Below are 11992 nucleotides of genomic sequence, written 5' to 3'. Positions count from 1 at the left end.
GCCACATAGGCAAACTTTCTATGAAGGTTGAAAATGGGTGTTTAGCCAAACACCGTTATACCCAAGGGAAAAAGGAAATATAAGACAAACTATGACGAGGAAAAGGCTTTATCAATCGTGCACCATGTTTCTTTTTTTATCGGTTTAGTCTCCTCCTGTTTTTCCTTTCGCCATTGATTTTGAAAGGTACCAGCTAGGTCTTTGTAGCATCGCGGACAGCACTCATGTTTCGCTATAAAGTGCGCTTTCGGTGTTTGTGTAAAGTATTGCTGATGCTTAAGGCATAATAGTACAACAGGCGTCCGGCTGTTGATGTATTTTGTCTTTTGGTAGCCATATTTATCCCCCCATCTCTGTTGAGACTTTGTGATAAATTGTGATGTCGTTAACCGTGGCCTTGCCATCTACACTCCTATTTCCATTATATGGCTAACACCGCTGACTATGTTCTATGCAGTAGAAGATGGATCACTTCGTGCTCATCCACATGGTCGACTTCCACACGATAAATGCCATTGGCCTGCACCGCTTCAATAAGCGCTTTCAAGCGTTCGGTTTTCACCGTCATGGCCAGTGGTTTGATTTGGTTATTGTCTTCATCAAACCCATTTTCAATGCCTTTCTCTTTCATGTAGAGCGTATCCCTTTCAAGGTCTTTTTCTGAGTTTTCCAGCATCGATGGAAATTGATGTTGCTCAAATAGACCGCTCAACATGATGTAAAGTTCATCCGCCTGTGAAAATTTAGCCTGGTACTCAAGGTTAAGTCGATTGATACCCCATAACTTTTGCTCAAGGCTGCCAGTTGCGCTGCGCCCAATACTGAGCATGGTTTTGATTTCATTTTTACACGTCAAAAACTGAGGCTTTTTCAGTTTCGGTTTGATGAACTTAACCAATAGCTCATTTCTTTTTTTAGTTGTCCAGAACCCGCCTTGCTGACTCATGGTGCAATAAAGCGCGAGCAGCGCATTAGTCACAAGCTCATCAAGGGCTTGATAGTGTTTAAGGTTTCGACTCATGAACTCATTCTATCTATTCAATTGAAACAAGAGTTTACCAGAAAATACCCCACATCATCTGAGAGGAAGCATGAAGCGACGTTGCCTTATTTTAATCCCCCTTTTTATGTCTGTTTTTTTACTCTCGTCATTCGCTCCCAGTGCTGGTCGAGATTATAGCGGTTGGTCCTCATCGCAAGGGTGACCACTCTCAAGTGGCCCGTCCAAAGTTAAAGGCTGCCTTCGTTATTGCGAGACCATCAATAAATACGCAAAGCACTATCAAGCGCCTCCAGAGTTGGTGATAGCGGTCATTACTCAAGAGAGCCGTTTTGAAGCGCGGGCTCAGAGTCCCAAAGGGGCGGAAAGTTTGATGCAATTGATGGACATGAACAGCGTGGGTATCGACCCTTTTGATGTGGATTCCAATGTAGGGAGAGGCACCGCCTTACTCGCTCGATTACTCAATCAATACGATGATGTTCGGTTTGCTTTAGCGGCTTATAACGCGGGGGAGGGTAACGTTCGAAAGTACGGGGGCATTCGGCATTCCGCCCTTTAAAGAAACGCAGCACTACGTCAGTCGAGTAGTGGCTCATTATGGACAATTGAAAGAAAAAGATATTCGATGAAACAGTGGTTATTTAAGTTACTCAAAAAGTGGCAGTGTTTACCTTCAACGATGATAGACAGTCGCGAATTGGATTTTGCTCGAACGCTTGATGAGCGCAGAGAGCGGATTGGGGCGCTACCTTCTGTTTTATTGCAGTCAGACCACCTCGCGACCGTAGACCCTCTCTGTGAGAACTGGGAGAAAACCAAAGATGAATAAAAACTCGATAAAACTCATGCTCTCAATTGCTTTTTCGCCCCTGCTTTTGGCTTTCACTTCCACCGGTTACAGCTCACAAGTCAACGCAACGAGTGATGCTGAGTGCGGCATTTGGATGTGCTTGCCGACAGGGGGTGGACAAGGGTGTAGTGACTCAAAAAAGGCATTTAAAAAACGCATCAAACGTTTTAAGCCGGCCTTACCTAGCTTCTCTTCATGCCTCTCCAAGACGGATAGCGGAAGTACCACAGATAATTTCGATTCAAAGACCGGTTACGCCGTTCAAATAGGCGCTTATAAAGAGTGCATTAAGACAAGAGAGACGGGGAGTAACAGCAACAACTCAAGGACGATATGCGTTCAATGGAAAACGCATCCTGAGACCATCATTAAAGACACGACGTGTCGAATATCGAACCGTGATGGTGAACGTTCTCGCCCCCCAAAGCTCTGCACAAAGACGTTGCGATATACGGAAGCCTATCGCAATGGTCAACGCTTTGGAAACACACACTATTACTGAGTTACCCACCAAAACGGTGGACAAACGTCTAACAACAGGTGAATAAATGTCGAACACTATCATGACGGTGTTTGGTGAAGTTCCGATAGAGAAAGAGTACCAATGGTCCTGGGTAGAGGAATATTTCACGACACTCAGAGAGTTGTATGAAAACCCTGATACGACGGAAATATTCGTAGACCGTTTTGACTCTATATCAATAGAGAGAAACGGGCGGTTAGAAAAAACGCCCATTACTTTTGACAGTAACCAATCCTTTCAAGACTTCATCATTCAACTGAGTACCGCACTCAACCAGCCGCTCAATTCTTCTTCTCCTAATCTCGATGCGCGCCTTCCTGATTGCTCAAGGGTGTGCACCACTCTGCCTGATGTGACACTACAAGGCGCAACGATGACGTTACGAATTGCCCCTAAACAGCACATAAGAGCGGAGCAGTTAGTCGGGTTCGGAGCGTTGAATCAAGCCATGCTTGATTACTTAATTGAAGCAATCAAAGCGGGTAAGAACATCATTGTTTCTGGCAACACAGGGAGCGGTAAGACAACACTGTTACGCGCCTTAGCGCGTTACATCCCCTTGACCGAGCGAGTCATTATTTGCGAACACACGCAAGAATTGTATATCGACTGGCTTCCCTATGCCGTTTCGCTTGAGTCCCCCAAACGAAGCGATAGTGACGTGGAAATGAAAACCCTAATCGAAACCTCTCTACGGATGAGGCCAGATAGGATTTGGGTGGGTGAGATAAGAAAAAGCAGCGCAGCTGACGCTTTTTTGCAAGCCATCAACACAGGTCACAGTGGTTGTATGACAACGATTCATGCAAACGGTTGTGATGATGCACTGTCACGCCTTCAATATTTAATCGCGTCGCAAGGGGTGATTGATTTTGATTTGGCACACAAGCAAATCACCGGAAACGTCGATGTGTTCGTTCATGCCAGTAGGCATGAACGCTATGGACGAAAAATCACGGAGATAGCGGAAGTCTCGAACGGCACACTTATTCCGTTATTTAAGTTCAGTGGAACGACTCACGTCCCCCTTAAAGACGATAAATAAAGAGGCCAACCAGAACCCACCTTGCTGACTGATAGTGCAATAGAGTGCGAGCGGCGCATGAGTTACCAGCGCATCAAGGGCTTGATAGTGTTTAAGGTTTCGACTCATAAAGCATGCAATTCCATTATTTGGTCTACCAAAAGTGCGATATCTAACCAGGCTTGGTAGCTAACCCAAGTAAACGCCACCATCGCCAGTGTTATCGCGCCTTTTTTCCCACGGGACAAAGCTGGAGACAGCCAGACTAGCGGCAAAGCCAAAGGACCAATAACAAAAAGTAGGGTTAATACAAACCCCGCTCGGTAATACCACGGCGTCGTGGTGTCCAGCCTCATTTTTTCTTCCATTGTTTTACTCAACTGACCAACGAAACTCGATGGTATCGGACTTACGGTGAAATGCAAAAAGGATAGAGTCATGACCATTGAAAAACCAGATTACCCATCGCTTATCGATCAATTAGCCAAAGAGGCTCACCAAGGCTGTGGACTCAGTTATGAGCTCTCCGGCCAACGCTTTCAATTATCCGTCGATGCGCTTTTAGAACGTCTGCCTAACGACAAAAGGGACAGCGTGATTGCTCTTGCCAAAACGTATGACTACGTACATGAGCAATCCAATAATGCACCCGTTTCAGCGTCGAATTGGGATGATGAATATCATGATAAACAAAGAGGCCAACATGAACGAAATGCAGCTATCAAAATCCGAAGAAAAAGCACTTTTAAAACAAGAACAAGAGTGGGAAGAAGAAAAAGCTAAGCGCGACAAATCACAGCAAACGGTCTATCAAAGAATGGCAGGGTATGACTTTTTAAGTTACTGCCGTATGCCTTTGTATTTTCGCGCCAAAATCCGAGAGATGAAAATGGGTTGTTGTTTAAAATGCGAACGATTTAGCAAGCGTTCGCTCTTTCGCTGAATTCGGCAACAAAGCCTTGTACTTCCTTAACGTAGGATATTTGCCGTTTTCCCTCTCTACCCCTAAAGGCCAGTGGCAATTTCACGGTTGGCAGAAAATCATGAACATGGACTGTCACTTCAATCTGTTCCAAATAGCGAAAGTGCCTATCGAAAGACACGTGAAAATTAAGAGTTCTGCGAACCCTTTTGACCCTCAATACCAGAATACTTGGCGAAGAGAAAATCAAAAAGGCAAGCTCGTAACTCTTGGAACGACGCTACTCTAACTGCTTTATAGGTTGCTGGGTATCAAACGATGCCTTCGTGGAGGCTTGAGCCTAGTGCCGTGAAAGTTGCACGCTGGGTTCTTAGGGAGACGGCACTTGGTAACAAGTGTCGTCCACCCGACCATTATTATTTAGAGCTAATGCTCAACAGCTTTTAGGGGCGTACGTTTTCCCTACAAAATCTAATATCAAGTTCATGGATAATCCAGAATTCAGATAATAAGTGCGACACTATCATGGATAGGATAGAGTGCATATCTCGATGTATTTTCTATAATTTTTAGTGGCTTATGATATATTAAGCGAAAGCCGAGCAGGTAGAAAAACGAGCCGGCCTGTTATTGAGAATGTTATATTTATCCCAGTAATACCTGCCTAACGGTGTGGTATCCTGACCGTGTTTTAAAAACTTCTTAGGTGTTGGTTTGGAGATATATAGTAAACAATTTTTACGTATAATTACCGCAGTGGCAATCACTACTGGTGGGGCTGTTTTTGCAGGTACTAAATACCTAAATGAACAACAAGTTCAAGTTCTAAAGGAACGCCTTGAATTAGAACAAAGTAAACCAAAGGACACTGTTAGTGAGCCTATTCCTACAATCCAAGTTATTGTACCTCAGTCTGTACAAGACGATGCTCTTGCAGATCCCAAGACACGAGCTCTTGTAGAAAAAGTAGAGCTGTTAGAAAAAGAAAAGTCTGAGTTACTTAAGCAACTATCGAAGACAGCGGTAGTCTCACTAGATCCAAATAGTGAAGTTAGTATTTTGCTCGACCAACTATCAAAAGGTGTGAGAGTTGAGGATACCGTATCTACTTTGTTCAAAATTCAGTCGCCTATCTCATTTGAACCGATGTTGCAGTACTTTGTTGAACATCTTGACGACAGTTATTTTGTTGCAGGTGAGCTTGATACATTATGGTTGGAGTTTTTTCTTTCGGTAGATGAAGAAGCTGGGCTGAACTTTTCAATTTCCTTATTTGAAAATGGTAGTATATCTCCAGACAGACTTTATAGTTTCCTAAAGCGTAACCTTCGTACTTATAAAAGCTGCCAAATAGCAACACCTGGACTAGAGCGTATTGCGCAGACCAATAGTAACTCGGAGGTTAGAGGCAACGCTAAGCTGTTACTAGGGTGCCGTAATATCGGTAAACCTCAGCAGGAACAACAGTCAGGATATAATTCTGATGAGCTAGAGACTTATCACATTATTTATGATTTATTTGTCGAGCAAGATATTGAATCTGATTTCCACCTTATGGCTTTGGAGTCTAATCAAGTCTATTTTTGGTCGACTAGCTCTTTTCTCTATAGTAAAGCCATCAAATATCAGAAAAAAATAAGTACTTTATTGCATTGGAAAAATTGTCGACAAATGAAATGTCAAAATCGTCAAAAGCATTTTCTTTATTACTATTGAGTAAGTTGTACTCTTCGGTGGGAGATAAGCAAGCGTCTAAGAATTCCTTGAATAAGTGTCATGAAATTGCACCTATCACTTGTTCTAAATTAGACCGAAGCAAATAAATATAACAGATAAGGATTAAGCGTTGCGTAGCTAACGTTAAATCCCAAGTGTTGAACAAGCCCGATCCTCTATGAGAAGTAAATTGTGCGATCTGCTCTAGAAGGGTGGCAGCCTTGATGTTTTTCTTAAGGCGAGCGCGGTCTTCGAAAGGCAGAGGTTTCGACACATCATTCGTTGCGTTCTGCACGTCAGTTTTGCTATTTGCCATACCTCTAGTTATTCATGACTTGCTAATGTAAGGTTTTTCGAAACTCATTTTTGAATCACAACGGTTCTGTCGTAAATCTAGTTAGAGGTGTGACAGACCAACCCAACGGTGACAATCACGTCCTTCTGCTCTTTGACTGAATATTCAGCCTGAATATTGACAAGTTTTGGGGCGAGCAACGACAAGTAAAGTCTCTCAATAATGGGGTCCGACCACGCCCCCATCAAGAAGCTCGTTGTCGGTACCGGTGGTTTTAAAATACGAAAACGAGCCTGGTCAACCATTCAGGGATCCGAATCCTTACGGATGTTGAACAAAGGGCAGTTTGATTTCTGGTTACGTCGTAATGAACGTAAAACCCTTGTGCTGGAGCGCTCCGCCTTCATGAACCGCCTCTTCAATGTTGAGGTTGTTTACCAGTAATCATGAAGCCTATCACTAGGCTAAGCTGTATCATCTGATTTTTTGCAACAAACCCAAAAACAGCACCTCAGAAACATCTTCAGTTTTTGCCCCCCCTTATTGACGAACTTGGAGAATCAAACGTGTTTTTGAGGCAGATTCGATCTTCTCTTCCAATTCGGCTTTATTCTTTTTATCCAAAAAAGCGTCCCATTCATCAAGTAATAGCGTCTCTTGTGTATGGTTGAGTAACCATTCTAGGCATTGCTTGGTGTACTCTCCGTCAGAAAGGTCTTCTTTATTCAGCTCCGACTCCCAAGGCCAACATACGCGGTACGAGGGATTAAAATACAGAGCGCCAGAACTTCGTTGATAGTCTTTAAGGTAAGTGGTTTTTCCAGAACCGTTCGAACCAATAACAGAGAGATACCCGTTACGATAGCTCTGAAGCTCATTTGCGCTCACTGGTTTATGGGTTTGATTATCTTTGAGTTCAACAGTGTGCGTATCTATTTTAAATGGTGCTTTAGTGTCATTAAATTTGGTGAGTAGTCTAAGTTGCCCTTTTATATTAGGGAGTAGGATAATTATCGATACTAATTCGTTTGCCGAAGCAAGCAGATGGTAGATACGAGTCAGGTTGACCACAATCCCCAGTTTAATCGCTGCATCTATCTGAGGTGAAAACAGCAAAAAAACGACCAAAGAAGTGGTGGGTAAGAGCGAGAATAAAGAGGTGATCAGCATCGCGGTGTATTTACTGCGAGCCTCATTCATTCGAGATGAGAGATATGCCTCGGTACTCAGATGTGCATCACTCTGAAAACTGTCACAATTAATAGACGAGCCGTGATGATAGTTTTCATGGATGGCCGATAATTGATCTGCTCCAGTTAGACTGGACACCGCATTAAGCGACATATTGTTTTTCAAAGTTAACTGGGCTTAGATACCCAAGAGCACTGTGCCTTCTTGTTCGATTATAATCAACTTCAATGTATTCAAAAAGCGCTTGGCGCATCTCTTCTCGGGTCATTATCGGCTCGTATTGGACGGCTTCTACTTTCATTGAGTGGAAAAAGCTTTCAACACCGGCGTTATCCCAACAATTCCCCTTCCTACTCATGCTTTGTTTTAGATTATGAGCTGCGATTAAATCTCGGTAGTCTTTTGAGCAATATTGGCTACCTCTATCACTATGGATAATCACGTCTTCTGGCATGCCTCTGCGGAACAATGCCATTGATAGTGCATCACAGACCAGAGTTGCGGTCATTCTGGTGCTCATTGACCAACCAACGACTTGCCGTGAGTACAGGTCGATAATAACGGCTAAATACATCCAACCTTCGCTTGTCGCTAGATARGTRATATCTCCAGCCCATTTTTGGTTCGGTGCTGTCGCATTGAAATCTTGCTCAAGCAAGTTCGGGGCAACAGGAAGCCTATGCTTACTGTCTGTCGTACATTTGAACTTACGGGCGGCCTTCGCGACTAAGCTCTGGCGCTTCATGCTCGCGGCAATGGTTTTTACATCGTGCTTATTACCATTTGCCTCAAGTTCTTTTTGAATGCGCCTTGCACCGTCGCGTTCCTTTTTATCATCAAAGRCTTCTCGAACTTTGTTATCAAGCTGCTTGCGGTGCTCGTTGCGTTGAGTGACTTTATGGCGATTATCAATCCAATAATAAAACCCACTTCGAGAAACCCCAAACACCTTAGCCATACGGACAATCCTATATTGCATCAGGTGTTCGAGCATAAACTCATAGCAATCTATTTTAGATTTTTCGCGAAGTAGGTGGCGGCCTTTTTTACGATATCTAGCTCTTCAGCTTGCTCTGCTAATAATCGCTTGAGCTTGGCATTTTCAGTGGTGAGTTCTCTTTCTCTATCGCTGATTTTCGCGTCTTTTTTTACGGCTTTACGCCATCCATAGATTTGAGATTCATATAAAGATAGCTGCCGTGCGGCAGCAGCGACACCGACTTTCTCTGCTAACTTAAGTGCTTCGGCTTTAAATTCAGGAGCATGTTTGATTCGTGTTTTCTTAGTTGTCATTGTCCACCTCGTTAGTGATTGTATTCACTTAACTCAGTGTCCAAAACTTCTGGTGCGGATCACCCAGATAAACAAGAGTTCGAACTATCGAGAGAACCTCGCTTTCTCTTGGAGAGATATTGATCGATATCGAGTGCTTGTCAAACAACTCTGTATGCCCATCACTATATTCAATGAGGCAAGCCAACTCTTGCTGTTGTGTCGTCCCCTCCGGATTAGCATGAACAGCAATGATAAAGGCTTGGACATAAGAATTGTTATCAAAATTAGTCTTGATTGATAGTACGATCTCAGTTTGATTTACACTAGTAGAGCCGTATGATTCATGACGCACGACAGTACAATTAGCATGAGCTAGCACTTCTTCTGGAGCTAGAATAGTCATTTAATCTTTCCTTTTTAGTTCCCTACAGTACTTTACAAAAGTATGTATTGATAAAATCTTGGATCCCCAAACTTCACTTGGAATTATCAGAAACAGAAGCTCTGCTAACACTAAAGTCATTGCCTGATAACTGGGAGACAAATACCTTCAAATCAGCCGGTCTTTAACGGTGTAAAGGTATCACTTACGACACACCTTTAGAGCCCCAGATGATATTAGACAAGCGATTTACCGAATATCAGTAGAGTTACAAAAACCATCTGACCAGCGACGTTCTCTAAACAATTCAAATAAGTTTGACACGTAGAAGAGCGCACCGGTTCCATGCAATCGTCAGGAACACAAATTGCAGCAACTTTCATCTCTGGGTGAAGAGGAATTCGAATACGTTATTCTTTGATAAATTGCTGTAGCGCTAACACCATCAATCCTCCTAAAACTCTTTGGCCTGCGCAGCCTTTATCTTCTCTTTTTCTTTGTTAGGGATTCGCGCCCATTTAGTCGTGTCGTTATGCTTTCAATATCTATATCTTACGAGCCCATACATAAAGCCCACCCAAAGTGCATAAAGTTTTCCTTACAAAAAGTAACAAAATGTTTACTCTTCGAATGTGCAGCTGACTACTGTTCAAACGATCAGCTCTCACTAACCGCAAAGAGCGCCGTGGGGCGCGGGGTGCGTAATATCCCTAACTTTTAAATCACCTAATACCGCCTGCGTCTTGCTGGGGCGGTGACCATGTCTTCGACTGAGGCGACTGGGAATACCAGCTAATTTTACGCTCTTAAAGCACACTCTTTTGTAAGAGTACATAGCTTTGCACTTCCCTAATGCAAAGCTATGTCACGCTCAACAAGAGGAGTAATACGCATGAGCACTCTTCACATCGTGTATGGTTATTGCAAAGACCAACACAAAACAAAGCTCTATGAACACCTAACCCAAAACACCCCTATATTAAGGGTTAAAACCATCGGTCACATCGCAGACCAGGCCGTATTTGCTGCACTGACTTATTCACCGATGCCCCCTAATGTGAGTGACATTTTTTGGGTGCAACGCCCTATTCCTAACAAAAAGAAGACTGTACTTACTGACATAACAAAATGCCCCACCTTGTCACGAAAAAAGTACCATCAGTTCGAACTTTCCGATAAACAGATCAAGCAATTCCAAAAAGTAAGTCGCGTCTACCGTAAACAACACAATCAGACGCTTAATCAAAAAAACTGGCGTCAGCACATCAACAAGAAAGTCGTCTTACAAGAAGTTTCGAACATGTTTACCCCAACGCATAAGTCCACTTTTTTTCTTGCACGCAACAAACAGCCCACCCCTTACAGCACTTGTAATTAATTCAACTTAAGAAAATAAGAGAACACAGGGGCAAGAAACAAGCTTTCGTCTCAGCAATCACCTTGCAAAGTTTGATAAAAGCATGAAGTTCCGAAAACCAAGTTAAGATCTCGATGCTTTGTTACGGAATAAAAGATCCAACGTCAGGGTTTATTCCACTTTTGCACTTCCCTCCCTAATAAAGCTCGCTTTGAACTCACAACCTCTTTGTAGATACAAAAGTAGCGCCTCGCCAACGGGTTTATTTAGACAACGTCACCTAGGTCGTAAAACGAGGTGACAGTTGAACTGACAACCCTTTTACGCACCAATTTGCCACACATCTAAATTAATTAAGGACAATATTATGACCACACGCACTCTAACACTTGCTCTTGGATTGGCCGTGTCTACGCTTCTGGTGACACACCCTGCTTTAGCCGCCGATATCTTCGCTGGCGGTAAACAAGCAATGAAAGACTCCGCAGGTAAAGGCTCTGCGGTTGAAACCGCCATGCTGGGAACCGGTCTTGTCGGGGCCGTTGTTTCTGGTCTTATGACTCGTAATTGGTTCGCGGCGGTCGGTGGTTTCATCGGGGGATCCATTTTATGGAACATTGGCGCGCCGCTCGTTGGGCTGGGATAAGGAGTCTCTATGGAAGATCCCCATCAGTTTTTCTCTATACCCAAACACATGAACAAAGGGCACCGATGGCTCGGTTTCCCGGTTGATGAAATTGCTCCGGCCTTACTTATCTTCGGACTCTCCTTTTGGGTAAAGCATGAAATGATAGGTTTGGCCTTATCCCTCGGCTGGTTTGGGGGACTGCGCTACATCAAAACGCAATACGGTGACAACATCATCATCTTGTCCCTGTATTGGTGGGGCGCTTCTTTTATCAGCCCGACGTTCTTTAAACGCACCCCGTCAGCCTGCCGACGTTATTGGATTTTCTAAGGAGCTCCCCCTTATGGACCCGTATATTAAGCGGGATAGGTTAGCCATCAAAAGCCTGCTCAACTTCTTATTGGTTGCAGTGTAGTGGTCAACAAATTCCGGACACTGACTTAAGCCGATTTTCGGCATTCACTGGCGACAGCCCATCATTTGTTTGATGAGGCCGTTGCCGATTGTAGTAACTCATCAGGTAATGGCTGATGTCTTTCTTAGCTTGAGCTTGTGTCAGGTAACCTGTTGCTGGTATCCACTCGGTTTTCAAGCTTCTAAATAGCCGCTCCATGGGAGCGTTGTCCCAACAATTACCACGACGGCTCATGCTTTGAGTTATACGATATCGCCAAAGTCTTTGGCGATAGTTGCGGCTGCTATATTGGCAACCTTGATCTGAATGGAACATTACGTTCTTCGGACATCCTCGTTGCTCCCAGGCCATGTCCAAAGCTTTAGAGACTAATTCGGTATCGGGCTTATCGGATAAAGACCACCCCACAAC

15 protein-coding genes and 4 pseudogenes are annotated in these 11992 nt (G+C 43.7%); 11 read left to right on the top strand and 8 right to left on the bottom strand.

All coding sequences use genetic code 11. The features are described 5' to 3' along the window. Positions 1 to 442: 442 nt before the first annotated feature. On the bottom strand, positions 443 to 1021 hold the full coding sequence (locus HRQ85_RS25820) for a DUF2913 family protein (protein ID WP_172380954.1): 579 nt from the start codon (positions 1019 to 1021) through the stop codon (positions 443 to 445). A gap of 280 nt (positions 1022 to 1301) precedes the next feature. Between HRQ85_RS25820 and HRQ85_RS26345 the strand changes: the two genes are divergently transcribed. The 3 genes from HRQ85_RS26345 to HRQ85_RS25805 all read left to right on the top strand — a co-directional run bounded on the left by HRQ85_RS26345 (position 1302) and on the right by HRQ85_RS25805 (position 3421). Next, on the top strand, positions 1302 to 1562 hold the full coding sequence (locus HRQ85_RS26345; protein WP_253918888.1) for a lytic transglycosylase domain-containing protein: 261 nt from the start codon (positions 1302 to 1304) through the stop codon (positions 1560 to 1562). 66 nt (positions 1563 to 1628) lie between these two features. Next, positions 1629 to 1832 (top strand): hypothetical protein, encoded by a 204-nt coding sequence (locus HRQ85_RS25810; RefSeq protein WP_172380944.1) that lies wholly within the window; start codon positions 1629 to 1631, stop codon positions 1830 to 1832. A 569-nt stretch (positions 1833 to 2401) separates the two neighbouring features. Continuing rightward, positions 2402 to 3421: a CpaF family protein gene (locus HRQ85_RS25805; protein WP_172380953.1), complete on the top strand. Its 1020-nt coding sequence runs from the start codon at positions 2402 to 2404 to the stop codon at positions 3419 to 3421. Positions 3422 to 3430: 9 nt separating this feature from the next. Here the strand turns inward: HRQ85_RS25805 and HRQ85_RS26520 are convergent. Both HRQ85_RS26520 and HRQ85_RS25800 read right to left on the bottom strand, forming a co-directional pair. Continuing rightward, a pseudogene (locus HRQ85_RS26520) lies at positions 3431 to 3529 on the bottom strand (DUF2913 family protein); the annotation flags it as partial. Further along, positions 3526 to 3756, bottom strand: a complete 231-nt coding sequence (locus tag HRQ85_RS25800; RefSeq protein WP_172380952.1) for a hypothetical protein — start codon at positions 3754 to 3756, stop codon at positions 3526 to 3528. The pseudogene HRQ85_RS26520 and the gene HRQ85_RS25800, both read right to left, overlap by 4 nt. An 82-nt stretch (positions 3757 to 3838) precedes the next feature. Here HRQ85_RS25800 and HRQ85_RS25795 point away from each other — a divergent pair, with 82 nt between their 5' ends. The 3 genes and pseudogenes from HRQ85_RS25795 (at position 3839) to HRQ85_RS25785 (ending at position 6038) form a co-directional block, all read left to right on the top strand. Continuing rightward, positions 3839 to 4183, top strand: a complete 345-nt coding sequence (locus tag HRQ85_RS25795; RefSeq protein ID WP_216655527.1) for a hypothetical protein — start codon at positions 3839 to 3841, stop codon at positions 4181 to 4183. Positions 4184 to 4407: 224 nt separating this feature from the next. Beyond that, positions 4408 to 4622: pseudogene (locus HRQ85_RS25790) on the top strand (group II intron reverse transcriptase/maturase); the annotation flags it as partial. 414 nt (positions 4623 to 5036) lie between these two features. After that, a complete protein-coding gene (locus HRQ85_RS25785; protein ID WP_172380951.1) occupies positions 5037 to 6038 on the top strand; it encodes a hypothetical protein in 1002 nt (333 codons plus the stop codon). A 58-nt stretch (positions 6039 to 6096) separates the two neighbouring features. On the opposite strand, the gene HRQ85_RS25780 is transcribed toward HRQ85_RS25785, so the two are convergent. After that, entirely contained in the window at positions 6097 to 6354 is a 258-nt protein-coding gene (locus HRQ85_RS25780; protein ID WP_172380950.1) for a hypothetical protein, read from the bottom strand. A gap of 173 nt (positions 6355 to 6527) precedes the next feature. On the opposite strand from HRQ85_RS25780, the pseudogene HRQ85_RS25775 reads away from it, so the two are divergent. After that, positions 6528 to 6777, top strand: a pseudogene (locus HRQ85_RS25775) (DDE-type integrase/transposase/recombinase); the annotation flags it as partial. Between the two features lie 96 nt (positions 6778 to 6873). Here HRQ85_RS25775 and HRQ85_RS25770 read toward each other — a convergent pair. The 3 genes from HRQ85_RS25770 to HRQ85_RS25760 all read right to left on the bottom strand — a co-directional run bounded on the left by HRQ85_RS25770 (position 6874) and on the right by HRQ85_RS25760 (position 9202). After that, positions 6874 to 7677, bottom strand: a complete 804-nt coding sequence (locus HRQ85_RS25770; protein ID WP_253918887.1) for an ABC transporter ATP-binding protein — start codon at positions 7675 to 7677, stop codon at positions 6874 to 6876. Then, positions 7667 to 8817 (bottom strand): IS3 family transposase gene (locus HRQ85_RS25765; protein ID WP_172380028.1). Its coding sequence is split into 2 segments (ribosomal slippage): positions 7667 to 8574 and positions 8574 to 8817, totalling 1152 coding nucleotides; the frame shifts between segments, so codons are not numbered across the junction. The genes HRQ85_RS25770 and HRQ85_RS25765 overlap by 11 nt, the downstream gene beginning before the upstream one ends. A gap of 28 nt (positions 8818 to 8845) precedes the next feature. Further along, positions 8846 to 9202, bottom strand: a complete 357-nt coding sequence (locus tag HRQ85_RS25760; protein ID WP_172380949.1) for a hypothetical protein — start codon at positions 9200 to 9202, stop codon at positions 8846 to 8848. A gap of 871 nt (positions 9203 to 10073) precedes the next feature. On the opposite strand from HRQ85_RS25760, the gene HRQ85_RS25755 reads away from it, so the two are divergent. The 4 genes and pseudogenes from HRQ85_RS25755 (at position 10074) to traL (ending at position 11496) form a co-directional block, all read left to right on the top strand. Further along, positions 10074 to 10559, top strand: a complete 486-nt coding sequence (locus tag HRQ85_RS25755; RefSeq protein ID WP_172380948.1) for a hypothetical protein — start codon at positions 10074 to 10076, stop codon at positions 10557 to 10559. Positions 10560 to 10581: 22 nt separating this feature from the next. Beyond that, positions 10582 to 10665, top strand: a pseudogene (locus HRQ85_RS26440) (TraY domain-containing protein); the annotation flags it as partial. Positions 10666 to 10905: 240 nt separating this feature from the next. After that, a complete protein-coding gene (gene traA, locus HRQ85_RS25750) occupies positions 10906 to 11184 on the top strand; it encodes a type IV conjugative transfer system pilin TraA (protein WP_172380947.1) in 279 nt (92 codons plus the stop codon). 9 nt (positions 11185 to 11193) lie between these two features. Further along, positions 11194 to 11496, top strand: coding sequence for a type IV conjugative transfer system protein TraL (traL, locus tag HRQ85_RS25745; RefSeq protein WP_172380946.1), 303 nt, complete (start codon positions 11194 to 11196; stop codon positions 11494 to 11496). A gap of 88 nt (positions 11497 to 11584) precedes the next feature. Here the strand turns inward: traL and HRQ85_RS25740 are convergent. Further along, positions 11585 to 11992: IS3 family transposase (locus HRQ85_RS25740; protein WP_172380945.1), on the bottom strand; the 408-nt coding region annotated here is incomplete at its 5' end.

The organism is Vibrio sp. Vb339, assembly GCF_902751245.1.
GTDB classification, from domain to species: Bacteria; Pseudomonadota; Gammaproteobacteria; order Enterobacterales; family Vibrionaceae; genus Vibrio; species Vibrio coralliirubri.
This window is presented reverse-complemented; position numbering and strand designations above follow the sequence as displayed.